Below are 23,952 nucleotides of genomic sequence, written 5' to 3'. Positions count from 1 at the left end.
CGGCGCGGACCGCGGAGAGCGTGGCCCGTCAACCGGCCACGGAGACAGGCCGGGTGAGCCCCCGGCGGTGGAAAACCCTTGGACGGCGCACGCGTCCGCACGGAACACTGCCGCCTGTCCAGTTCGCTCCGACAAAGCAGGGTTGGGATGGGAACGCCTGAATCGCGCAAGGGTTCGCCAGGCAGGGGCCCCGTGCTCCTCGCACTACGTCACTACGGAAGGGAGCTGGCCCGCCTCAAACGGCTGACACTGCCCGCGATGCTGCTCCCGGCACTGGGCAACATCGGCATCTTCTACATCGTGCCGCTGGTCGTCGCGAAGCTCGTCGGCCACATCGCGGGGGGCTCCGACTCCGGCATCGGCCCGATGCTGCCCTACGTCCTCGGCTTCGCCGGCGTGCTGCTGCTCGCCGAGGCGCTGTGGCGCGTCGGACTGCACTGTCTGAACCGCCTCGACGCCCTCGGCATCGAGCACCTGTACGTCATCGGCATGGACGAGCTGTTCGCCAAGGACGCCGCCTTCTTCCACGACAACTTCGCCGGCTCGCTGACCAAGCGGGTCCTCAGTTTCGCCTCCCGATTCGAGGAGTTCGTCGACACCCTCACCTTCTCGGTCATGGGCAGTTTCGTGCCCCTGGTGTTCGCGTCGGTGGTGCTGTGGACGTACGAACCCCTGCTCGTCGTCGGCCTCCTGGTGATGATCGCCGTGACCGCCCTGCTCGTACGGCCGCTGATCCGTCGCCGTCAGGCGCTCGTCGACCAGCGCGAGGAGGCGATCGCCCGGGTGTCGGGCCATGTCGCCGACAGCCTGATGAACATGGACACCGTCCGGTCCTTCGCCGCCGAGGAACGCGAGGCGGCCGAACACCGGTCCCGCGTCGCGGAATCACGCCGGCTCACCCTGCGCTCGTGGGACTACGGCAACCTGCGCATCGACACCGTGGTCGCACCGTTGTCCGTACTGACCAACGTCCTCGGGCTGCTGCTCGCCCTCTCGCTCGGCGCGGGCGAACACGGCGTCGAGGCGGTCGTCGTCGCCTTCACCTACTACTCCAACGCCACCCGGATCATGTTCGAGTTCAACCAGATCTACCGCCGGCTGGAGAGCTCGATGACCGAGGCCGCCCAGTTCACCGAACTGCTGCTGACCCCGCCGACCGTACGGGACCCGGAGGTTCCGGAGCGGCTCCTCACCGAGAGCGCCGACGTGCGCTTCGAGAACGTCACCTTCGCCCACGCGGGCGCGAAGCCGCTGTTCGAGGGACTCGACCTGGCCGTGCCCAGCGGGGCGAAGATCGGCTTCGTCGGCCGGTCCGGCGGCGGCAAGACCACCCTCACCCGACTGCTGCTGCGGATGACGGACCTCGACGGCGGCCGCATCACGATCGGCGGACAGGACATCAGCCGGCTGCGCCAGGCCGACCTGCGCAGCCTGATCGCCTACGTACCGCAGGACCCGGCGATGTTCCACCGCACGCTCCGGGAGAACATCGCGTTCGCCCGGCCCGACGCCACCGACGCCGAGATCCGCCGCGCGGCCGAGGCCGCGCACGTCACTGAGTTCGTCGACGGCCTTCCCGAGGGCTTCGACACGATGGTGGGGGAGCGCGGGGTGAAGCTGTCCGGCGGCCAGCGCCAGCGCGTCGCCCTCGCCCGGGCCATCCTGCGCGACGCGCCGATCCTGCTGCTCGACGAGGCGACCAGCGCCCTGGACTCCGAGAGCGAGCTCCTCGTCCAGGACGCGCTCTGGCGCCTCATGGACGGGCGGACCGCGCTCGTGGTCGCCCACCGGCTGAGCACGGTCGCCACGATGGACCGGCTCGTCGTCCTCGACCGCGGACGCGTCGTCGAGCAGGGCACCCACCACGAACTGCTCGCCGCGGAGGGACCCTACGCGAAACTGTGGCAGCACCAGTCGGGCGGCTTCCTCGACGACGAGGCCCCCGCCCGGGTCGATCTCGTGTAGCCGTCCAGCGGGCCCCCGGAGCCGGGCCGGGCCCGGCTCCGGGAACGTCCCCGCGGCCGGTCCTCCGTGACCGGGCCCGACAGCCGTTGTCAGACCCTCGCGAGAGGATCACCCCATGACGACTTCTCCCGCCGTCGAGGCGCTGTCCAGCCTGCCCGTCCTCTCCGACCGCACCGCGTACGAGGCCGCGTCCCAACGCCTGCGCGAGGCCTCGCGGTCGTACTACGCGGACGGCGACAGCGCCATGGACGACACCACGTACGACCGGCTCAGACTGGCCGTCCTGGCCTGGGAGAGCGAGAACCCCGACGAGGTCCCGGCCGACTCGCCCACCGGCCTGGTCGCCGACGGCGCCGCCCCGGTCGGCGACGTGGCACACACCACCCGGCTGCTGAGCCTGGACAACGTCTTCGACGCCGAGGGGCTGGTGGCCTGGGGCGCCTCCGTCCAGCGCCGCCTCGGCCGCGCCCCGGCCGGCGGCTTCTCCGTCGAGCCCAAGATCGACGGCGCGGCCGTGGCCGCCCGGTACCGCGACGGCCGCCTGGTGCAGGTCATCACCCGCGGCGACGGCAGCCACGGCGAGGACGTCAGCCACGTCGTCGGACAGATCGACGGCCTGCCCGAGCGGCTCGCCGCGCCCGTCACCGTCGAGGTCCGCGGCGAGGTCGCCTTCACCCAGGAGCAGTTCGAGACGGCGAACGAGGTCCGGACCGCCCACGGCGCGCAGGTCTTCGTCAACCCGCGCAACGGCACCGCCGGAACGCTGAGGGCGAAGGACCGCCCGTACCGGCTCCGGATGACGTTCTGGGCGTACGGAGTCGTCGAGCTGGACGGCGTGCCCTTCCTGCCCGCCGGCGCGACGCACGCCGAGGCGCTGGCGGCGGTGGCCACCGCCGGAGTGCGGACGACGGCGTCCTCGGCGGCCGGGCTCCTCGTCGTCGCCGACCTCGCCGAGGCGCAGGCGCGGGTCGACGCGATCACCGCGATGCGCGCCGACCTGCCGGTCGGCATCGACGGCGTGGTCATCAAGCTGAACGAGACCGCCGAGCAGGAGGCGGCCGGGTTCGGCACCCGCTTCCCGCACTGGGCCATCGCGGTGAAGCTGCCCGCCGTCGAACGGCAGACGGTGCTCCAGGACGTCGTGTGGGAGGTCGGCCGCACCGGGGTCCTGGCCCCCACCGCCCTCCTCGCCCCGGTCGAGATCGACGGGTCCACCGTCACCCGGGCCACCCTGCACAACCCGGCCGACATCCGCCGCCGCGACCTCCACCTGGGCGACACCGTGACGGTCTACAAGGCGGGGGACATCATCCCGCGCGTCCAGGCGGCCGTCGTACGGCTCCGCCCGGCCGGGGCGACGCCGGTGCCGCTGCCGGAGGCCTGCCCGCGCTGCGGCGGCGAGATCAACGCCACCCAGGAGCGGTGGCGGTGCGCGCGGGGCACCGCGTGCGCGCTCCCGGCGCTCATCGAGTACGCCGCCGGGCGCGAGATGCTCGACATCGACGGGCTCGGCAGGACGTACGTGGCGGCCCTGGTCGAGTCCGGAGACGTCCGTGACGTCGCCGACCTCTTCACCCTCACGATCGAACAGCTCACCGCCGCCTCCGGCAGCGCCAAGCGGGCCGCCAAGCTCGCCGAACAGATCGAGGCAGCCAGGACCCGCCCCCTCAACCGGGTCTTCTGCGCCCTGGGCGTGCTCGGCACCGGGCGCAGCATGTCCCGTCGCATCGCCCGCCACTTCGGCACGATGGAGGCGATCCGCGGGGCGGACGCGGCCGGCATGCAGGACGTGGAGGGGATCGGGCCGGAGAAGGCGCCGGTCGTCGTCGAGCAGGTCGCCGCGCTGGCCCCCGTCATCGACAAGCTGATCGCGGCGGGCGTCAACATGACCGAGCCCGAGGCCGCGTCGGCGGGCCCGGGCGGAGGACCGCTGGAGGGCAAGGTGGTCGTGGTCACCGGAAGGATGGCCGGTCCTCTGGACGGCTTCGGCCGCTCCGAGATGAACGCGCTCATCGAGAAGGCGGGCGGGCGCGCGGGCAGCAGCGTCAACGCGAGGACGTCGATCCTCGTCGCGGCGCCGTCCGCGAACGGGAAGCCGAGCTCGAAGGCGGTCAAGGCCGCCGAACTCGGCGTCGAGGTCCTCACCCCGGAGGACTTCGCCGAACTGGTCGCCGACCAGCTGGCCTCGGGCTGATCACCCGACCAGCCGGCCTGGGGCTGAGTCAGCAGGGGCTGCGCCAGACGTCCAGCTCCAGCTTCTTCCGCATCGACGACAGCCGCAGGGCACGGGCCTGCGGGCAGAAGGCGGCCTTGGGCTCCGTGTACTCCACGTGGAAGACCGCCTTGCCCGCGGCGACGAAGGGGGTCAGCAGCGCGCACTCCTCGAACTGCGCACACTCCTCGTTGACCGCGAAGTCGAAGTGCTTCACCAGCCGGGGGATCTGGGCGAGGTCGTTCTTGAGGCCCACGGCCAGACCCCGTTCGTGCGCGATCTCCGCGATCATGCGGTTGTAACGGAGCTGGTCGTCCGCCGTCAGCGGGAAGCCGGTGTCGCTGTTGTAGCCCTCCATCAGGTCCGGTTCCACCGCGTCGAAGCCCTTGTCACGGCACATGTCGAAACGGCGCTCCATCAGGGGCCGGAGGAGGTCGACGCGGCGGATGTCCAGCCAGCGCTCGCCGTGCCAGCCGTTGGGGCCGCCCAGCAGGGAGCGGGGGAAGGCGTCCCGGTCGGGGCGGTAGTCCTCCCACGCCCCGACGTTGATGTAGCAGATCACCCTGCGGCCGTCCCGGTGCAGCCGGGCCACGTCGGCGGCGCTGTTCTCGAAGCCGTCGATGTCGTACACCGGCACGTCGACGGACGGGTCGACCTTCCCGTCGAGCTGCCACTGCCAGGCCAGACCGGGGCGCGGCCGCCACCGCGTACGGACCGGGGTACCGGTGGGACGGGTGGCGGACGGCCCGGGACCGGTGGACGGGCGGGCCGGGGTGCTCGCCCCGCCGCCGGACGTGCGGTGGGGCGCGCGGTCGGGTGTACGGCCCGGGGACGCGCCGGACGAAGGCGGTGCGGACGAGGGCGCGGCCGTGGCCCCGGTCGGACGGTCCGTCGCCCCGTCGGCCCGCCCTCCGGAGCCGCCGGAGCAGCCGGCGAGGACGGACAGGAGGAGCAGCGCGGTCACCGGCGTCGACCAGCGGCGGGGGCTCACCGCTCCGCCTCCGCGAGGGCGGGGGTCAGCCCGGACCAGGGGTTGGGCGGCTCCCCCGTGACCGGCCCGCACACCTCGGCGCCCCGCTCGCGCGCGGTGCGCACGGCGAGCGGGACGAGCGGTTCCGGCACCCCGTACACCAGATGGCAGAGCCGTTCCGGTGCCAGCCGTGTCGTCCACGACGGGCGGCTGAACGTCGACACGTACGTCGACCAGTGGCCCTCGAAGGTGACCGTCACATCGGCGAGCCGCGCGTACCCGGGGGCCGGATGGACCCCCGGGTTGAGGACCACGGTGGAGGCCCCCGCCCTGCGCAGCGCACGTACGAGCCGTCTGCACTCCGGCAGTCCGTCCCGCCCCGCCGTCGTCCGGTCGAGGAAGCAGCCGTCGACCGCGTACCACTCCCGGTGCCGGAGCGCCTCGGCGGTGATCCGCTCCGCGTCGCGCATGCCGTAGTCCGTGTCCACGTAACCGAGCAGCCGGGCTCCCGCCGCCCGGAGCGCACGGGCGGCGGCGGCGAACGCGGGATCGGGCGCGTCGCCCGGTCCGCTCGCCGGGTTGATCACGACGGCGTACGTGTGCGCGGCACCGGCGATCAGCCGGCGCCACGCGTCCGGATCCTCGGCCGGATGGACGTACAGCGGGATCAGCAGACTCACGGTGCCGCCACCCGGACGGGGTGCGCCGCCCACAGCGCCTCCAGGGAGGCGACGAGGGAGTGGGCCGGCCGCCAGCCGAGCGCGAGACCGGCGGCGGTGATGTCGGAGCACTGCCACGACACCCGCGCGGACCGCGCGGACCCGCCCCCGTCCGCCTCGACGATCCGGCCCCGGAACCCGGCCACGTCGGCCAGCCCCCGCACCAGCTCCCGCACCGGCAGGGCCTCGCCGCCGCCCACGTTGAGCAGGGGCGGCAGCGGCCCCGGCGTGACGGCCGCCAGCTCCACTGCCCGTGCCAGGTCCCGTACGTCCACGAAGTCGCGGTACGCGGACAGGTCGCCGAGCCGCAGCTCGGCGCCCGGTGCGCCCGGGGCCCCGTCCCCGGCCTCGGCGAGCAGCGCGGCGACCCGGCCGGGGAGGCCGGTGGGCGGCGCCCCGGCGCCCACCGGGTTCCCCACCCTCAGCACGACCGCGTCCAGGCCCGACGCGGTCACCGCCACCGTGCCCGCCAGCTTGGTCGCGCCGTACGGTCCGGCCGGCAGGCACGCCTCCGTCTCCGTCACCCGCAGCCCGGGTGTGCCGGGGCCGTACTCCGCGGCCGACCCCAGATGGACGAGCCGGGCCGAGGGAGCGGCCTCGCGGAGCGCCGCGCACAGCACGGCCGGTCCGCGCGCGTTCACCTCCGCGAGGGTGACGGCGTCGCCGCCGGTCGCGCCCGCGCAGTTGACGACGGCGTCGGGCGCGACCTTCGCCAGCGCCTCGGCCAGGCCGTACGGGCGGTCGGAGGCGAGGTCGACGGTGACGTCGGCCGCCGGGGAACGGCCGCCGACGAGCACCCGGGCGCCCGGCACCGCGCGCAGCCGCTCGGTGACGTGGCGGCCCAGGTATCCGCCGGCGCCGAGGACGAGGATCCGCATCGGTGCTCAGGCTCCCTTGAGGAGGAGGGACTTGCGGCTGGTGAACTCCGCGTTGGCCCGGTCGTAGTCGTCGGGACGGCCGATGTCCAGCCAGTAGCCCTCGAAATCGTAGGCGTGCGGCGGCGTCTCGGCGGCGAGCAGGTCGAGGACCAGCTCGTCGAAGCCGAGCGGAAGGCCGGGCGTGTAGGCGTCGAGCGTGTCCCGCGAGACGCCGTAGACGCCCATGGAGACCCGGTAGTCGATGCTGGGCTTCTCGGTGAAGGCGACCACCCGGCTGGCGTCGGTGGTCAGCACCCCGAAGTCGATGTGCACCTTGCGCGCGTAGGTGGCGATGGTCAGGGGCGCGGCCGACAGCTCGTGCCGGCGCAGCACGTCGGCGTAGTCGAGGTCGGTGAGCACGTCGCCGTTCATGACGAGGAAGTGCTCCGGCAGCCGGTCGCGGAGGTTGAGCAGCGGGCCCATGGTGCCGAGCGGGCTCTCCTCGGTGGCGTAGTCGATGGACATGCCCCATTGGGAGCCGTCGCCGACGTAGGCGCGGATGATCTCGCCGAGGTGGCCTATGGCGAGGGTGCAGCTGGTGAAGCCGGCGGTGGCCAGCTGGCGCAGCACGATCTCCAGGATGGCGTGTTCGTCGCCGATGGGGACGAGGGGCTTGGGCAGAGCGGTGGTGTACGGCCGAAGCCGGACGCCCTTTCCACCGGCCAGGATCACAACGTGCATGGCAAACCTCCTGCGGGTCGTGCCGGGTGGGTCAGATGTTGTAGATGCCGGTCTTGTAGCGGGCCAGATGGGCGGGGTCGACGAACCAGTCGGCGGTCCGCGCGAGGCCCTCCTCCAGGGAGTGGCCCGGGCGCCACCCGGTGGCGGCGGTCAGCCGCGAGGCGTCGGCGACGAGCCGCATGACCTCGGAGTTGGCGGGCCGCAGCCGGTCGGGGTCCTCCCGGACGTCGAGCGGGGCGTCCATCACCTTCCCGATCAGCGCGACCAGGTCGCCGACGGAGATCTCCCCGCCCGTCCCCGCGTTGAAGGTGCGGCCGACGACCTGCTCGGCCGGTGCCGTGCCCACCGCGAGGAAGGCCTGCGCGGTGTCCTCGACGAAGGTGAAGTCCCGGGTGGGACGCAGGTCGCCGAGGGTGAGGGTGCGCTCCCCGGCCGCCACCTGACCGATGACGGTGGGGATGACGGCCCGCATGGACTGCCGGGGACCGAAGGTGTTGAACGGCCGCAGGGTCACCACGGGGGTGCCGAAGCTGGCGTGGTAGCTGTCGGCGAGCCGGTCGCCGCCCGCCTTCGAAGCGGCGTACGGGGACTGGGTGTTGATGGGGTGGTCCTCGGTGATCGGCACGGTCTGGGCGGTGCCGTACGTCTCGCTGGTCGAGGTGTGCACGAGCCGGGGCGTCCCCAGCGCGCGGACCGCTTCGAGGACGTTGAGGGTGCCGGTGACGTTGGTGTCCACGTAACTGTGCGGCGCCTGGTAGGAGTACGGGATCGCGATGAGCGCGGCGAGGTGGTAGGCGCAGTCGGCGCCGTCGAGCAGGCCGCGCACGGAGCCGGGGTCGCGGACGTCGCCGAGCACGATCTCCACGTGGTCGAGGACGTCGGGGGAGAGGGTCTCCAGCCAGCCGTAGGAGGAGAACGAGTTGTACTGGGCCATGGCCCTGACCCGGTGGCCGGAGTGGACGAGCGCCTCGGTGAGGTGCGAGCCGATGAAGCCTTCGGCTCCGGTGACGGCGGCGAGCGGTGCGGAGGACAACTCTCTGGATCCTTTCGTCGGTGGGACGTGCGGGTGGTGGGACGTTCAGGTGGTGGGACGTGCGGATGGTGGGGCGCGTGTGGTGGTGCGGTGCGGTGTGGTGGTGGTGCGTGCGGGGGTGGCACGGCGGTGGGCCGGCGAACGGTCGTGCCCCGGTGGCCGTGGGGCGGCGGGTCCGTCAGACGTGCGGGGACGGCCGGCCCAGGACGGTGACGGCGCAGGCCGCGAGGCAGACCGCGGCCGCGCCGCAGACCGCGGGCAGCAGCGGGGCGGGCCCCGGTGGCGGCGCGAGCCCGGCGACGACGCCGGCGGCGCAGGCCGCCGTGAGGCAGATCGCGGCAGGCGGCCAGGCCACGCCGAACGCCTGGAGGAGGAGGGCCGTCCAGAGCACCGCCGCCAGGAGCAGCAGCCCGGCCGGGTCCGAGTCGGTGAGGAGCGCGGCGGGCAGCAGGAGCAGGAGGTACCCGGACAGGCAGAGCGCGAGGACGCCGGACGACCGGAGCAGGAACGCCCTGGGCGTCGCGCTGGCGCGCAGCGCCGCCACCGACCAGCCCCGGTAGCGGTAGAGCAGCCACTCGGCCGGTCCCATGCTCAGCGTCAGGGCGATGACCGCGTACGGGTCCTGCCGGCCCTCCAGCATCACCAGCACCGCCGCCGCCAGCCCGAACAGGCCGTACGGCACGGACAGACGCAGGAGCGGCCGCGGACCCTCGGCGGCGGCCGGTACGGCGAAACCGGCCCCCAGCGCCCGTGCGGCGGCGGCGAGCGTGCCGAACAGCGCGAGCAGCGGCAGGGCGAGCCGCAGCAGGGCGCCCGGCTCCCACCAGGGCAGGACGGTCGCACCGGCGATCAGCGGGCTGAGTGCGGCCAGCAGCAGCCGCTCCCGGCCCAGCACCAGCAGGACGCCCGCCGCCCCGAGGTAGAGCGACTGGGCCGCCGCCACCACGGTGACCGCACCGCCTCCGGCGGGGATCGCGGCGAGCCCCGTCGCCAGGGCGGCCCCGAGCGCGGAGCCGGCGAGCAGGGTGCGGGTCGCCTCCCGGCGTCCTGCCACGAGCCGCAGGTGCGCCCGGTGCCCCAGTGCCTGCCCCCACGCCCACGAGACGACGCCCGCCACGATCAGGACCGGGGCGTGCCGGTCGATCCGCCACAGCGGGGCGGTGAGCAGATAGGCGAGGGCCGGCAGCGCGAACAACAGCCCCCGCAGCAGGCAGCGCACGGTGTCGGGCCGCCACGGGTCGGCGGGGGCGGCCGGCTCGGGGAACGCCCGGGGCACCCGCTCGTACAGCGCCGCCGCGAGGGAGAACAGGTCGGGGTGCCCGTACCGCTCCTTGATGAGGGCGGCGGACAGGCCGTCCGCCTCCAGGAGCGCGGCCACCTCGTAGGGGTGGACGGCGGGGCCGACACCCTCGGCGAGCTCGGCGGCGAGCGCGCTGACCGCCTCCTCGTCGGGTCCCTTCCCCTTCCGTCGCCCGGAGAAGAGCCCGGTCCCGGAGAGCCGGATCGCGAGCGTGGGGTCGTCATGGTGCCGGCGGCGGCGCGGCGCCGCCAGCCGGATCGCGAGGGTGTCCTGCTCCGCGCCGCCGGGTTCGAGGGACATCGGCCCGCTCATCCGGCGAGGCTTCCCGTGCCACTGACCGCCGGAGAGGGCAGGACGATCCGCACGGGCGACTCCCTTACTCCCGAAGCGAGTTCGTGGTAGATGGCGCGGAAGGTGTCGATGGTCTGCCGGAGGGTGAACTGCTCGATCACCCGCAGACGGGCCGCCTCACCCATCGCCCGGCGCCGCTCGGGGTCCCCGAGCAGGGCGAGCGCGGCGCCGGCCATCGCGGACGGATCGCGCGGCGGCACCACCAGACCGGTGTCGCCCACCGCCTCCCGTACGCCCCCGACGTCGGTGGAGACGGTCGCGCGCCCACACGACATCGCCTCGATCAGGGTGAACGGGAAGCCCTCGCTGATGCTGGACAGCATCACGACGTTGCCGGCCGCGTAGGCGTCCTTGATGTCGTCGACACGCCCCTCGAAGGTCACCGCCCCCGCCAGTCCGAGCTCGGCCGCGAGCGCCTCGCAGCGCTCCCGGTACCCCTCGCCGCCCCGTGGCGTACCGCCGAAGAGCCGGAGCCGGACGTCGGGTATCTGGTTCCTGACCAGGGCGAAGGAACGTATCAGGGTCTCCAGGTCCTTGATCGGGTCGACCCGGCCGGCCCAGCTGAGGGTGAGGGTGCCCGGCTCGGGTCCGGCGTGCGGGAAGGCGTCGGGGTCGACGCCGTTGTAGACCGTGCGGATCGACTCCGGATCGGCGCCGCCCTCCTCCTCCCACAGCCGGTTGTAGCGGTTGCCCGGGGTGATGAGCGCCGCCCGGCGGTAGCTCTCCTCCGCGAGGAGCCGGAAGAAGCCCAGGACCACCGCCTTGACCGGCCAGCGGTAGGGAGCGGTGCGGTAGCCCAGGTAGCGCTCGCGCAGGTACACCCCGTGTTCGGTCAACAGCAGCGGTACGCCGTGCCGTTCGAGGGCCGCGAGACCGGGAAGGACCGCCACCCCGCCGCTCACGGCGTGTGCGACCCCGTCCTCGGGCGGCGGCGCCGACAGCGGACGCAGGGCGTGTTCGAGCAGCGCCGTCGCGGTGAGGGCGTCGTGCAGGGTCGGCCGCGCCTCCCGTACGGCGAGTCCCGGCCGCCGCCACACGGCGGTGAGGACCGCGATCGCCGTGTCGCCGCGCAGGAACGGGCCCAGCAGACCGTCCCCCGCGGCGCGGGCGAGGACGTACAGGGCGGGGGCGAAGCCTCCCTCGGCCGCCGGGTCCAGCAGCGCCGTGAGGAACTTCTCGTAGGCGTCCGCGAGCCGCCGCGCGGATCGGCCGCGAGGCGGGTGGCCGGGCGGCGCGGCACCCCACATGGGTACGGAGAGGACGCTGGAGACATGGGCCGGCAGGTCCCACGCGAGCGGCTCCCGGCCGGTGCCGGTGACGGCGACGACGTCGAAGTCGATGTCCGGCATGCCGGTGACGAGCTGGTCGCACCAGACGCTCACGCCACCGTGGCTGTGGGGGTAGGTGCCTTCGGTCAGGAGGGTGACGCGCGGGGCGCCGTGGCGCCGCGCGCCGTGGTGAACGTGCATCGATGTGTGCTCCGCGGCCGTGGTGGGGGTGGTGCCGGTCCCGGCCGCCGCTGGGCGGCCGGGACCTCGCTGCCGGTACGGCGTCAGCCGTCAGAACCGGGCGGGACCGGATCGGCCACGCCCTCGGGCACACGGGCGGCCGGTGCCGGGGCCGACACGGGGCCGCCGCTCCCGATGGCCGGGGAGGGGGCGGGGGTGGCGGCGGGCAGCGTGAGGGTCAGCGGGGCACCCGCGAGGGACGTCCAGCCGGACCGCTTGCCCGCGTAGGCCTCGCCGAAGGCGGAGCCGTCCCGGAGCGTTCCCGCGGTCGCGGTCGCGGGAACCGCCAGACCGCCAGGGCCCTCGATGGTCACGGTCCCGCCGACGCGGTACGCCGTGATCAGGCCGCCCTGGACGGCGGCGCGCCACGCGGCCCGCTGCCGGAGTTCCTGCCCGATGTCCTTCATCCGCAGGTTGACCACGGGGGTGTTCGCGGCGAACAGCGCGTCGTAGCCGTCGAGCACACCGTCGAGGACCGGGTAGGCGATGCGGTCCTCGGCCAGGTTGGACTGGTGGATGAAGTGGGGCTTGGGGTCGTTGGCGAGGACGTGACCGAGGGCGATCTGCCGCTCCAGGGGCACGATGTGGTTCGCGTAGCCGGTGGCCGGGTCGAGCGGGGCGGGCAGGCACGTGGTGGTGGCCGGGTTGTCCTCGCAGATCCCGCTGCCGCCCTGGGCGCGGCTGGTGTAGATCCAGTTGTACTCGTCGACCTGTTCGGCCGCCCGTCCCGCGTTGTAGAAGACGTTCATCGGGTAGCGGGGGACCGTCGTGGCCGGACCGACCTGCCGCTGGCCGGGCTCGCGGGAGTTGTCCGAGGCCAGCCAGGCGATGCCGTTGTCGGCGAGGGCCGGACCCAGGTGGGGGTTGTCGACGGACTGCTGGGGCAGGACGCGCAGCCCGGAGTGCTCGCCGGTGACCAGCTCGTCGTCGGCCAGGGGCAGTCCCGCGCTCTGTCCCCACACGCGGTTGAGGGCGATCTCGTCGGAGACGGCCTGCCGGGTGACCCACTTGACGGAGCCGTTGGGGAGGGTGGCGCAGCGCCAGGGCACCACGCTGGTGTCCTGTTCGCAGCCGAGGAAGGCGTGCGTGTAGGTGTGGTTGATCCAGCGGAACTCGTCGCGTGCGGCGACGAGCCGGTCCGCGAGCGGGTCGGCGCCGTTGTTGTCCTCGCGGAAGTCGACGCTGCCGGCGGCGTTGTAGGCGAGGTCGAGGGTGAAGCCGCGCGTGTCCTGCCAGGTGACGGCGTGGTCGACGTCCGCCGCCGACATCCGGATGGGGTCGGGCGTGGCGTTGGGATCGGTGCAGTCCACGTCGCCGGGCGTGCAGTTGAGCGTGGAGTTCCACCGGTCGTCCGCCGCGAACACGTCGTCGACGTGGACGGCGAAGTAGTTCCGGGAGGCACCGAGGTGCACCCCGCCGGTCATCCACGCGACGATGCCCCGGGCGAGGAGGCGGAACTGCTGCTGGTACTGGTTGTAGACGAAGGTGACGACCAGTTCGCGTCGCCCGTCGTGGCGGTACTCGCCCACCAGGGACCCGCGCTTGGTCGTCCCGGGTATCGCGGCGTCGACGTACGGAGTGAAGTCCGCGCCCGCCACCGGGGTCGAGAGGTAGGCGTAACTCTCGCCCACCGTCGGCGAGTTGTCCTCGAACGGGACGGCGCCTTCGAGGTAGCCGAACGGTCCCGAACGGCCGGCGGCGGTCACCTGGGCCCGGGCCCCGTCGACGCTTCCGGAGTAGCCGCCGTAGACCGGGTACTGGAGTCCTGCCTCGGGCCTGGCGTAGGTGTACGCGTCGACCTGCGGGATGTCGAAGGTCCGCTCGAAGTTCGCGAGCGCGGTCATCTCCGGGGAGTTGGCCGGGAACGGGTTGTCGTTCGGCAGGACGACGGCCTGGAACTTGGCCCGGTCGCGGCCGCCCACGGTGTCCGCGAGGTAGCCGGCGTCGATCACCGGCCGGTCGGCGCGGGTCAGGTCGACCTTCGTGTACGGCGTTCCCGCGGCGTCGAGTTCGGCCGCGATGGCATCGGTGGCGGGGCCGCCGTCGGTCACGACGAGCACCCGCAGATCGACGCGGGGAACCGCGTCGTCGGCGAGGGCCGTCGTGCCCGGCAGGACGAGGGCGGCGACGAGCGCGCCCGTGGTCAGCCCCGTGGTCAGCAGGGTGGTGCGTAAGTTCCGCTTCATGCGGTGGTAAGTCCCTCCCGGGGCAGGGGTGAGCACAGCTCCGAGGAGCGGACGCACCCCCTCGTGCGACGCCGGCATCCCCCTCGAAGGCCGGTCGTCCACGCATCCGTCGCGTCACATGGTGGGGTATCTGTGGAGCTTCTGTGGTCTTGCTGCGAAAGGTGACGGAAAAACGCGGGCGCGCGGGTGGTGGGCCCGGCGTGGCGGTCGGCCCCGGTGGGCCTTCCCGGTTCCTCCCGGCCGCCGTCCTGTCCCGCGCGTCACAGGGCTGACGCGCAGGTGGGAGGGGGACGGGCCCCACCGGCGGACTCGTGAGCCCGCCGGTGGAGTGCCGTGGAACCGCCATTGGTTCAGACCGGTCGGCCGGGAGGGGCGGGGGCCGGTTTCCGGCCGCGTCCCGCCCTGCGCGTGTCCGTCAGGAGCAGAGGACGCGGGTCTCCGGCGTGTAGACCGGGCCGCCGGTGGCGCTGGAGGTGTCGCTGAACTCGGCGTAGAAGTACGAGTAGAAGCCGATGTTGCCGTTGCAGCCGGAGTCCGGGGCGACCTGGAGCGTCAGGGTCACCGTCCGGCTCTGGCCGGGCGGGATGGTGGCTCCGTAGTTGGCGCCGAGGTTGGCCGGGCCGGTCCCGGAACAGGGGGTGCTGCCGCCGGGGCCGGCGAGGGAACAGCCGGCGAACGAGTACTTCAGGTCCGGGCGCTGGGTGGTCAGCCAGGTGGGGTCGATGGTCTGGTAGACGAACCAGACGTCATAGGTCTTGTTGTTCGTGAGCGTCATCGACAGGTTCACCGTGCCGCCGGGGGTGGTGGTCGCGGCGTCGGTGGTGAACGTCAGCTGGGCGGAGGCCGGCTCGGCGGCGCTCGCGGCCGGGGCCAGACCGAAGAGGGTCAGGAGCAGGGCCAGGACGGCGGTGAGACCCAGGCGTCTCATGGGCTGTGATCGCATGGCCGGGAGGCTAGGGACCGGGCCGGTCCCGCGTCTGCCTCGGCGCGGGGGCCCGGATCGACCGGCGGCCGAAAGCGCGCGTCACGTGAAGGCCGTGCGGGGAAAGTGTGGTGGTGGCTGTGGGTGCGCGTCCGCGCACGCTGCGGCGGGTGCGGCGCGTGCGCGGGCGCGGGCTCCGACGCTCCGTGCGCCCCTGGAGCGCGGACGGAGTATTGGCGCGTACGCATCAGTTTTCCGGTCGCCGGGAACCGCTCGCGCGGGCGGACGCCGCCGACTCCCGGCCACGGGGCCGAGATCCGACGCCCGGGCCGCCGACGCGCGAGGGGCGGCCTCCGGTGCAAGGCTGAATGCCTACCTGATCTGCGAAAGGCCACTGCCATGATCACCACCGACTACGTACCCGGCTCCCCCTGCTGGCTCGACCTCGGCGCCCCCGACGTCCCCGCCGCCGCCGAGTTCTACGGCGCCGTGCTCGGGTGGGAGTACGAGTCCATGGGCGAGAGCGAGGACATGGAAGGCGGGATGTTCAAGAAGGACGGGAAGACCGTCGCCGGACTCGGCAGACTCACCGAGGAGGGCGCCCGTTCCGCCTGGATGATCTACTACAGCGTCGCCGACGCGGACGCCACGACCCGGGCCGTGGAGCAGGCGGGCGGCACCGTCCGCGTCGCGCCCATGGACCTCGACGAGTGGGGCCGGATGGCCCAGTACACCGACCCGCAGGGCGGCCAGTTCGCCGTCTGGCAGCCGGGCACGAACAAGGGCGTCGACCTGGTGGACGAGCCGGGCTCGCTCTCCTGGGCCGAGCTGTACACGACGGACGCGGCAGCCGCGAAGGAGTTCTACGGCGGCGTCCTCGGCTGGTGGTACGGCGACATGGAGATGCCCGGCGGCGGGGGCACGTACAGCGTCGTCACCCCGGCCGGACTTCCCGAGGAGCGCATGCACGGCGGCGTCATGGCCATGGCCGAGAAGGACCTCGCCCTGAACGGCGGACGGCCGTACTGGCACCCCGTCTTCGCCGTCACCGACTGCGACGCGGCGGTCGCCGAGGTGGTCGAGAACGGCGGCAGCGTGCAGATGGGGCCGGACGACGTGCCGGGCGTCGGCCGGCTCGCCGTCTGCCTCGACCCGTCGAACGCCGACTTCGTCGTCCTCGCGGCCGAACAGAGCTGACCGGCCACCGTTGCCGGCCACCGATACCGGCCGCCGATCCGGCACCGCCGCCGCGCGGCGCGGGGCGGTTCCCCTGACGGTCGTCGGCGGCAGGAGGCCGGGAGCGGCACCGTACCAGCGTCGCCGCCACCCCGGACGGAGATTCACATACTCTCCGCTCCCGGCCGTGTCCATACGGTAGTCATGGACGCCGGGAGGGAACACCTTGATCTTCAGCCTGAGCCGCCGCCGGAAGTCCGCCCCCACCACGGGGACCTGCCCCTACACGTCCGGGGACCTCGCCCACGCCGCCCCCGCGCCCGAGAGCCGGGTCCCGGTGTCGCACCTCGCGGACCGGGGACAGGCGGAACGGTTCATCCGTCAGTTCCACCACGAGCACCCGGACGCCGGGGACGTGGAGAGCCGCGTCCGGCAGGTCCTCGACGCGATCGACCGCACCGGCGGCTACGAGCACGTCCCGGCCGAACTCGCCTTCGGCGCCCGCGTCGCGTGGCGCAATTCGGCCCGCTGCATCGGAAGGCTCTACTGGCGCAGTCTCGTCGTCCGCGACCTGCGCCACGTGACATCCGCCGACGCCATCGCCGCCGAGTGCTTCGAGCACCTGCGGCTCGCCGGCAACGGGGGCAGGATCCGGCCGGTGATCACCGTGTTCGCCCCGGACCGGCCGGGCCGCCCCGGGCCCCGGATCGTCAACGACCAGCTGGTGCGCTACGCCGGACACCAGGAGCCGGACGGGCGCTGGAACGGTGACCCGCGCGGCGCGTCCCCGACCGCCCGCGCCCGCGACCTGGGGTGGAAGCGGGACGGAGGCCCCTTCCAGGTGCTGCCGCTGATGGTGCGGGAGTTCCCCGACGCGCGGCCGGAGTGGTACGAGCTGCCGGACGACTCCGTCCGCGAGGTGGAGCTCAGCCACCCCGACCACCCCTGGTTCGCGGAGCTGGGACTGCGCTGGTACACGGTGCCGGCGATCAGCGACATGACGCTGGAGATCGGCGGCGTACGGTACCCGGCGGCGCCGTTCAACGGCTGGTACATGGGCACCGAGATAGGCGCCCGCAACCTCGCCGACGCCGAGCGGTACGACCTCCTTCCCGAGGTGGCCGACCGGCTCGGGCTCGACCGGTCGACCGAGCGCACGCTCTGGCGTGACCGGGCGCTCGTCGAACTCAACGTGGCGGTGCTGCACTCCTTCCAGGAGGCCGGGGTGACGATGGCCGACCACCACACCGAGTCCCGGCGGTTCCTCCGTCACATCGCCCAGGAGAGCCGCCACGGCAGGGAGACGCCCGCCGACTGGAGCTGGATCGTCCCCCCGGTCTCGGGCGGGGCCACCCCGGTCTTCCACCGGTACTACGACCCGGTCGACCCCTCACTCCGCCCGGCCTTCCTCGCCCGCACGTGAGTCCGTGAAGTGAGTCCCCGCCCGGCCGCCGGGTCAGCGGCGGCCCAGGACCTCTACGACCCGGGTGAACCCCTCCGTGCCGTGGCCGAGGGCAGCCGTCCGGCGGGCCAGCCCCTCGATGGAGCGCATCACGTTCGCCTCGATGCCATGCGCCTCGGAGGCGTGCACGACGTGCGCCATCGTCGAGATCCCCGAGGTGATCGGGTTGCCCTCGCCGGAGTAGTCGCCGCGCTCCACGTCCTCGGCCCACTCCTGGAACAGCGGCGGCAGGATGGCGCCGATGCCCTGGGCGAAGGGGGCCAGCTCGGTCGGCGAGATGCCTTCGGCGCGCGCCACCGCCAGGGCGTGGACGTAACCCGCCATCGAGGTCCAGAAGATGTCGAGCAGCGCGATGTCGAAGGCCGCGGCCCGGGCGATCTCCTCGCCGAGGTGGGTGTGGGTGCCGCTCAACGCGTCGAGCACCGGACGGTGTTCGGCGTAGAGGGCCTCGGGGCCGCTGTACAGGAACACCCCTTCGGGGTGCCCGATCGTCGGCGTCGGGGTCATGATCGCGCCGTCCAGATAGCCGATGCCGTGCTCGTCGGCCCAGCGCCCGGTGTCCCTGGCCCGCTCGGGGGTGTCGGCGCTCAGGTTGACCAGGGTCCGTCCCTTGAGCGCCCGCGTCACGGCCTCCCGCCGCAGTACGGAGTCGGTGGCGTCGTAGTTGACCAGGCAGACCACGGTCAGCGGGCTCGCCGCGACCGCCTCCTCGGCGCTCGCGGCCGACACGGCACCGGCGGCGACCAGTTCGCCGTCCCGGCCGGGCGTCCGGTTCCAGACGGTGGTCCGGACGCCCGCCGCGAGGAAGGCGGCGGAGAGCGCCCGGCCCATCGGCCCGAGCCCGATCACGGTGACGGCGGCGCCGTCCTGCGCGGAGGAGGCGGACGCGGGGGAAGGGGAAGAAGACATGGGTGAACTTCCTTGTAGACAGAGGTATCGAGAAGTTCCCGGAGGAAGGAGAAGGACGCGGATGTCACGCGCCCGGGCCCAGGACACGAACGTGTGCGGAGTGAGCGCCGCGATCGTGGTCATCGAGGGCAAATGGAAGACCCACCTGCTGTGGCTGCTCGAGTCCGGCCCGCACCGCCCCGGCGAACTGCGCCGGAAGCTGACCGAGATCAGCGAGAAGGTGCTGACCCAGGCCCTGCGCGAGATGGAGGAGGACGGACTCGTGCACCGTGAGGTGTACGACGTCCTGCCCGCGAAGACCGTCTACTCGCTGACCGGCTTCGGGCTCGAACTCTGCGACGCCCTCGCCCCGTTGTCCGACTGGGGGTACCGTCGGATCGACCGGGTCGCGGCCGCGCCCGCCGCCGTCTGAGGCCCTTGGGTTCTCCCTTCCTCCGGGCTGCTCCCAGCTTCGCCCGCAGGCCGCGTCCCCGACAAGTACGCACAAAAAAGTGGGTACCCGGAGGTACGCGAAAGGGGGCCTCCCGGGAAGGAGGCCCCCTTTCGGCGGTCGGCCGCGTCAGTCGCGCGGCTCCCCGAAGGCTTCGAGGATGCGTTCGGCGGCCAGGGTCGCCGTCAGCTCGCCGGCGCGGACCCGCTTCTCCAGGGCGGGCGCGAGCTCCTGCACGGCCGGGTCCGTGTGGAGCCGGCGCAGGAGTTCGTCGCGGACCATGGTCCAGGTCCAGTCGACCTGCTGGTCGTGGCGCTTGGCCGTGAGACGGCCGGTGGAGTCGAGCAGCGCGCGGTGCTGTTCGAGGCGCCCCCAGACCTCGTCGAGACCGGCCGACTCCCGGGCGCTGCAACTGAGGACCGGCGGCGTCCAGAAGGAGTCGGCGCCGTGCATCAGCCGCAGGGCGCCCGCGAGTTCGCGGGCGGCGGCGCGGGCGTCGTGCGCGTGCGGGCCGTCGGCCTTGTTGACGGCGACGACGTCGGCGAGCTCCAGGACCCCCTTCTTGATGCCCTGGAGCTGGTCCCCGGTGCGGGCCAGGGTGAGCAGCAGGAAGGAGTCGACCATGTTGGCGACGGCGGTCTCGGACTGGCCGACGCCCACCGTCTCGACGAGGACGACGTCGTACCCCGCGGCCTCCATCACGACGATCGACTCGCGGGTCGCCTTCGCGACACCGCCGAGCGTCCCGGCCGTGGGGGAGGGGCGGACGAAGGCCGCCGGGTCGACGGCGAGGCGCTCCATCCGCGTCTTGTCGCCGAGGATGGAGCCGCCGGTCCGGCTCGACGAGGGGTCGACGGCGAGCACCGCGACCCGGTGGCCGAGCCCGGTCAGCATCGTCCCGAACGCGTCGATGAACGTCGACTTGCCGACACCGGGCACTCCGCTGATCCCGATCCGCACGGCGTTCCCGCTGTGCGGAAGGAGCTCCGTGAGGAGCTCCTGGGCGAGTGCCCGGTGCTGGGGGCGGGTCGACTCGACGAGGGTGATCGCGCGGGCGACGAGCGCCCGCCTCCCCTCGCGTACGCCCCGTACGTACGTGTCGAGATCGATCACCGCTCGTGCCCGAGGTCGGCCGACAGACGCGTCACCAGGTCGTGGGCCGCGTCGGGGATCACCGTCCCCGGCGGGAACACGGCCGCCGCGCCCATCTCCAGGAGCGTCGCCACGTCCTGCGGGGGGATCACCCCGCCGACCACGATCATGATGTCCTCGCGGCCCTCCGCCGCCAGTTCCTCCCGCAGCGCCGGCACGAGCGTGAGGTGGCCCGCGGCCAGCGACGAGACCCCGACGATGTGCACGTCCGCCTCGACGGCCTGGCGGGCCACCTCGGCAGGGGTCTGGAACAGCGGGCCGACGTCGACGTCGAAGCCCAGGTCGGCGAAGGCGGTCGCGATGACCTTCTGGCCGCGGTCGTGGCCGTCCTGGCCCATCTTGGCGACGAGGATGCGCGGGCGGCGTCCCTCGGCCTCGCCGAAGGCGTCCACCAGGGCCCGGGTGCGCTCCACGGAGGGGGACTCGCCTGCTTCGTTGCGGTACACACCGGAGATCGTACGGATCTGGCCGGCGTGCCGCCCGTACACCTTCTCCAGGGCGTCGGAGATCTCGCCGACGGTCGCCATCGCGCGGGCCGCGTTCACGGCCAGCTCCAGGAGGTTGCCCTCGCCGCCGGCCGCCCGGGTGAGCGCGGCGAGCGCGTCCTGGCAGGCCTGCTCGTCGCGCTCCTCGCGCAGCCGCTTCAGCTTGGCGATCTGCTGGGCGCGCACGGAGGAGTTGTCGACGGCTCGGACGTCGATCTGTTCGTCGGTCGCCACCCGGTACTTGTTGACGCCGATCACCGGCTGCCGTCCGGAGTCGATCCGGGCCTGGGTGCGGGCCGCGGCCTCCTCCACACGGAGCTTGGGGATGCCCGCGTCGATGGCCTTGGCCATGCCGCCGGCCTGTTCGACCTCCTGGATGTGCTGCCAGGCGCGGCGGGCGAGGTCGTAGGTGAGCTTCTCGACGTACGCGCTGCCGCCCCACGGGTCGATGGTCCGGCAGGTGCCCGACTCCTGCTGGATGAGGAGCTGGGTGTTGCGGGCGATGCGGGCGGAGAAGTCCGTCGGCAGGGCGAGGGCCTCGTCGAGGGCGTTGGTGTGCAGCGACTGCGTGTGGCCCTGGGTGGCCGCCATCGCCTCGACACAGGTGCGCGTGACGTTGTTGAAGACGTCCTGCGCGGTGAGCGACCAGCCGGAGGTCTGCGAATGGGTGCGCAGCGAAAGGGACTTGGCGTTCTGCGGGTCGAACTGCTTGACCAGCTTGGCCCACAGGAGCCGGGCGGCGCGCAGCTTCGCGATCTCCATGAAGAAGTTCATGCCGATCGCCCAGAAGAACGACAGGCGCGGCGCGAACGCGTCCACGTCGAGCCCGGCCTCGCGGCCCGCCCGGATGTACTCCACGCCGTCGGCGAGCGTGTAGGCCAGCTCCAGGTCGGCCGTCGCACCCGCCTCCTGGATGTGGTAGCCGGAGATGGAGATGGAGTTGTAGCGCGGCATCCGCTGCGAGGTGTAGGCGAAGATGTCGGAGATGATCCGCATCGAGGGCCCCGGCGGATAGATGTACGTGTTGCGGACCATGAACTCCTTGAGGATGTCGTTCTGGATGGTCCCGGCCAGCTTCTCGGGCGGTACGCCCTGCTCCTCGGCGGCCACGATGTACAGCGCGAGGACCGGCAGCACGGCGCCGTTCATCGTCATCGACACCGTCATCCTGTCCAGCGGGATGCCGTCGAACAGCTGGCGCATGTCGTAGATGGAGTCGATGGCGACGCCGGCCATGCCGACGTCACCGGTGACGCGCGGGTGGTCGCTGTCGTAGCCGCGGTGGGTCGGCAGGTCGAAGGCGACCGACAGGCCCTTCTGGCCGGCCGCCAGGTTGCGCCGGTAGAAGGCGTTCGACTCCTCGGCCGTGGAGAAGCCCGCGTACTGGCGGATCGTCCAGGGCTGGTTGACGTACATCGTCGGGTACGGGCCGCGTAGGTACGGGGCCATGCCCGGACGGGTGTCCAGGAAGTCCAGGCCCTCCAGGTCCTGTCCGGTGTACAGCGGCTTGACGCCGATGCCCTCCGGGGTCTCCCAGAGCAGGTCGTCGCCGCCGGTGGCCTTCTTGACGGCCGACCGCCAGGCCTCGGGGCCGCCGTCGGCGGTGGGCGCCCCGAGCGCGATCCCGGTGAAGTCGGGGATGGACATCAGGACACTCCCATGCGGTCGAGGGCGGTGGAGAGCAGGGCGACGGCGTCACAGCCCGCGAAGAGGTACGTGTCGACACCGGGGTACGCCCCGGGGCGTCCGGCGAGGAGGACGTGCTCGGCGCCCGCCGCGCGCAGCTCGGCCGCGACGGCCTCGGCCCGCTCCTCGTACACCGCGTCGCTGGAGCAGAGGCAGACCTCGCGGGCGCCGCTCTCCTCGAAGGTGCCGTCGGTGACCGGCTCGACGCCGCCCGCCTGGAAGAGGTTCGCGGCGAACGTGACCCGGGCCGAGTGCGCGGCCGCCGGGCCGAGCGCGGCCAGGTAGACCCGGGGCCGGGCCCCGGTCGCCGCCAGGTGTCGGTCGGAGCGGGCGCGCAGGGCCTCGTACGCCTCGTCGCGCCGGACCCTGGGGAGCCCCCCGGCCGGCTGTTCGGGCGCGGGGGCCCGGTCGACCGGCTTCTCGGCGAGGTTCGGGAACTCGCTGACTCCGGTGATCGGTTCGCGGCGGGTGGCGAGCTTCGCGCTGCGCGCGGACCAGGTGGCGGCCAGCTGCTCGCCGATCGCCCCGGACCGCAGCGCGGCCTGCTGACCGCCCGCCCGCTCGATGCCCTGGAAGTACTCCCAGGCGGCGTGGGCGAGTTCGTCGGTGAGCCGTTCCACGTACCAGGAGCCGCCCGCCGGGTCGATCACCCGGGAGAGGTGCGACTCCTCGATGAGGACGGTGGAGGTGTTGCGGGCGATCCGGCGCGCGAACGCGTCGGGCAGGCCGAGCACCTCGTCGAAGGGCAGCACGGTGACGCTGTCGGCGCCGCCCACTCCGGCGGCGAGCGTCGCCACCGTGGTGCGCAGCATGTTCACCCACGGGTCGCGGCGGGTCATCATGACCGGCGAGGTCACCGCGTGCTGGCGCTGCGCGCCCGCCTCCGGGACGCCGCAGGCCTCGGCCATCCGGGCCCAGAGCCGGCGCGCCGCGCGGAGCTTGGCGATCGTCAGGAACTGGTCGGCGGTCGCGGCGTACCGGAACTCCAGCTGCGCGCACGCCTCGGCGACGCTCAGCCCGGCCTCGGTGAGGCCGCGCAGGTAGGTCACGCCCGTCGCGAGCGAGCAGCCCAGCTCCTGCGCTGCCGAGCCGCCGGCCTCGTGGTACGGCAGGGCGTCCACGGTCAGGGCACGGACGCCGGGGTACCGGTCGGCGCAGCGGCGCGCGAGTCCGGCGGCGGAGGCGAGGTCGTAGGCGGCGCGGCCGGTGCGGGCCTCGTGGCCCAGGGGGTCGGCACCGAGGTTGCCGAGGGCCGCGTCGTCGGCGACGCCCCGCTCCTCGTACAGCCGGAGGAGCCGCTCGGCGGCGGCTTCCGTCTCGGCGCCCGCGTCGAGGACCACCGGCGCCAGGTCGAGGTAGACGCCGTCGAGGACCTTGTCGAGCGAGGAGACCGGGATGCCGGCGCCGCCGACACCCAGCCAGAGGGAGGTGACGCCGTTCTCCAGGTCGGAGAGGACCGCGTCGCCGTCGGCGGCGAGGTGTCGCTGGCGTACGTCCCAGCCGCCGAGGGTGTTGCCCTCGGCGCGGCCGCCGCGTACGAAGGGCGCGAAGCCGGGGAGCCCGGTGTCGGGCGCGGTGTCGCGTGCCGTGTACAGCGGACGGGTGTCGAGGCCGTCCTCCAGGAGCGTGGAGAGGGCGTCCTCGGCGGCGTCGCCGGAGACCTCTTTGCCGGACTTGCGCAGCACACCTGCCACAAGGTGTTGCCACTGTTCGTGTGGCGCGTCGGGAAATTCGGACGCCAGGGAGAGCCCGTCGTCAGGCAGGACCGTCATGCTCGGATGCTAGGGGAGATCGACAAAGGAGCAGGAGGGCGTACGACTGTGACCTTCTTCTCTTCGACCTGAGGCGTTCGATGTGGTGGGCACGGTTCGGGGCGTTGTCAGTGGCG

At 73.2% G+C, this 23,952-nt stretch carries 18 protein-coding genes; 5 read left to right on the top strand and 13 right to left on the bottom strand.

Annotated elements, in window-relative coordinates; all coding sequences use genetic code 11:
• Positions 1-147: 147 nt before the first annotated feature.
• Both ACRRSS_RS23090 and ligA read left to right on the top strand, forming a co-directional pair.
• Positions 148-1,965: an ABC transporter ATP-binding protein gene (locus tag ACRRSS_RS23090; protein WP_435973033.1), complete on the top strand. Its 1,818-nt coding sequence runs from the start codon at positions 148-150 to the stop codon at positions 1,963-1,965.
• 115 nt (positions 1,966-2,080) lie between these two features.
• Positions 2,081-4,159 (top strand): NAD-dependent DNA ligase LigA, encoded by a 2,079-nt coding sequence (gene ligA / locus ACRRSS_RS23085; RefSeq protein WP_435973032.1) that lies wholly within the window; start codon positions 2,081-2,083, stop codon positions 4,157-4,159.
• 28 nt (positions 4,160-4,187) lie between these two features.
• Here the strand turns inward: ligA and ACRRSS_RS23080 are convergent, their stop codons facing one another.
• The 9 genes from ACRRSS_RS23080 to ACRRSS_RS23040 form a co-directional block, all read right to left on the bottom strand.
• Positions 4,188-5,168, bottom strand: coding sequence for an endo alpha-1,4 polygalactosaminidase (locus ACRRSS_RS23080; RefSeq protein ID WP_435973031.1), 981 nt, complete (start codon positions 5,166-5,168; stop codon positions 4,188-4,190).
• Positions 5,165-5,827, bottom strand: a complete 663-nt coding sequence (locus ACRRSS_RS23075; protein WP_435973030.1) for a spherulation-specific family 4 protein — start codon at positions 5,825-5,827, stop codon at positions 5,165-5,167. The genes ACRRSS_RS23080 and ACRRSS_RS23075 overlap by 4 nt, the downstream gene beginning before the upstream one ends.
• Positions 5,824-6,744 carry an NAD-dependent epimerase/dehydratase family protein gene (locus tag ACRRSS_RS23070; protein ID WP_435973029.1) on the bottom strand — a complete coding sequence of 307 codons (921 nt, stop codon included), beginning with the start codon at positions 6,742-6,744 and terminating at the stop codon, positions 5,824-5,826. Before ACRRSS_RS23070 ends, ACRRSS_RS23075 begins: the two co-directional genes overlap by 4 nt.
• Before the next feature lie 6 nt (positions 6,745-6,750).
• The gene (locus ACRRSS_RS23065) at positions 6,751-7,464 is read right to left on the bottom strand and encodes a nucleotidyltransferase family protein (protein ID WP_435973028.1); all 714 of its coding nucleotides are present in this window, start codon (positions 7,462-7,464) and stop codon (positions 6,751-6,753) included.
• 31 nt (positions 7,465-7,495) lie between these two features.
• A complete protein-coding gene (locus ACRRSS_RS23060; protein ID WP_435973027.1) occupies positions 7,496-8,497 on the bottom strand; it encodes a GDP-mannose 4,6-dehydratase in 1,002 nt (333 codons plus the stop codon).
• A gap of 178 nt (positions 8,498-8,675) precedes the next feature.
• A complete protein-coding gene (locus ACRRSS_RS23055) occupies positions 8,676-10,109 on the bottom strand; it encodes a hypothetical protein (RefSeq protein WP_435973026.1) in 1,434 nt (477 codons plus the stop codon).
• Positions 10,106-11,617 (bottom strand): GT4 family glycosyltransferase PelF, encoded by a 1,512-nt coding sequence (gene pelF, locus ACRRSS_RS23050; RefSeq protein ID WP_435973025.1) that lies wholly within the window; start codon positions 11,615-11,617, stop codon positions 10,106-10,108. Before pelF ends, ACRRSS_RS23055 begins: the two co-directional genes overlap by 4 nt.
• An 83-nt stretch (positions 11,618-11,700) precedes the next feature.
• Positions 11,701-13,842: a hypothetical protein gene (locus tag ACRRSS_RS23045; protein ID WP_435973024.1), complete on the bottom strand. Its 2,142-nt coding sequence runs from the start codon at positions 13,840-13,842 to the stop codon at positions 11,701-11,703.
• 415 nt (positions 13,843-14,257) lie between these two features.
• Complete coding sequence (locus tag ACRRSS_RS23040) at positions 14,258-14,785, bottom strand: hypothetical protein (RefSeq protein ID WP_435973023.1); 528 nt, start codon at positions 14,783-14,785, stop codon at positions 14,258-14,260.
• 378 nt (positions 14,786-15,163) lie between these two features.
• Between ACRRSS_RS23040 and ACRRSS_RS23035 the strand changes: the two genes are divergently transcribed.
• Together ACRRSS_RS23035 and ACRRSS_RS23030 are read left to right on the top strand one after the other, a co-directional pair.
• Positions 15,164-15,961: a VOC family protein gene (locus ACRRSS_RS23035; RefSeq protein WP_435973022.1), complete on the top strand. Its 798-nt coding sequence runs from the start codon at positions 15,164-15,166 to the stop codon at positions 15,959-15,961.
• A gap of 205 nt (positions 15,962-16,166) precedes the next feature.
• Complete coding sequence (locus tag ACRRSS_RS23030) at positions 16,167-17,363, top strand: nitric oxide synthase oxygenase (protein ID WP_435973021.1); 1,197 nt, start codon at positions 16,167-16,169, stop codon at positions 17,361-17,363.
• Between the two features lie 33 nt (positions 17,364-17,396).
• On the opposite strand, the gene ACRRSS_RS23025 is transcribed toward ACRRSS_RS23030, so the two are convergent.
• Entirely contained in the window at positions 17,397-18,311 is a 915-nt protein-coding gene (locus ACRRSS_RS23025; protein WP_435973020.1) for an NAD(P)-dependent oxidoreductase, read from the bottom strand.
• 61 nt (positions 18,312-18,372) lie between these two features.
• Between ACRRSS_RS23025 and ACRRSS_RS23020 the strand changes: the two genes are divergently transcribed.
• Complete coding sequence (locus ACRRSS_RS23020; protein WP_435973019.1) at positions 18,373-18,723, top strand: winged helix-turn-helix transcriptional regulator; 351 nt, start codon at positions 18,373-18,375, stop codon at positions 18,721-18,723.
• A 147-nt stretch (positions 18,724-18,870) separates the two neighbouring features.
• Here the strand turns inward: ACRRSS_RS23020 and meaB are convergent, their stop codons facing one another.
• Genes meaB through ACRRSS_RS23005 form a run of 3 tightly spaced genes read right to left on the bottom strand, consistent with a single transcriptional unit; the run spans position 18,871 to position 23,836 of the window.
• Positions 18,871-19,854 (bottom strand): methylmalonyl Co-A mutase-associated GTPase MeaB, encoded by a 984-nt coding sequence (meaB, locus tag ACRRSS_RS23015; protein ID WP_435973018.1) that lies wholly within the window; start codon positions 19,852-19,854, stop codon positions 18,871-18,873.
• Positions 19,851-22,025 carry a methylmalonyl-CoA mutase gene (scpA, locus tag ACRRSS_RS23010; protein WP_435973017.1) on the bottom strand — a complete coding sequence of 725 codons (2,175 nt, stop codon included), beginning with the start codon at positions 22,023-22,025 and terminating at the stop codon, positions 19,851-19,853. Before scpA ends, meaB begins: the two co-directional genes overlap by 4 nt.
• The gene (locus ACRRSS_RS23005) at positions 22,025-23,836 is read right to left on the bottom strand and encodes a methylmalonyl-CoA mutase family protein (protein WP_435973016.1); all 1,812 of its coding nucleotides are present in this window, start codon (positions 23,834-23,836) and stop codon (positions 22,025-22,027) included. Before ACRRSS_RS23005 ends, scpA begins: the two co-directional genes overlap by 1 nt.
• Between the last annotated feature and the right edge of the window lie 116 nt (positions 23,837-23,952).

This window comes from Streptomyces sp. Qhu_M48 (assembly GCF_051305195.1).
In the GTDB taxonomy this organism is placed as follows: domain Bacteria; phylum Actinomycetota; class Actinomycetes; order Streptomycetales; family Streptomycetaceae; genus Streptomyces.
The sequence above is the reverse complement of the archived record's forward strand: the minus strand, read 5'-3'. Positions and strand labels throughout refer to the sequence as shown.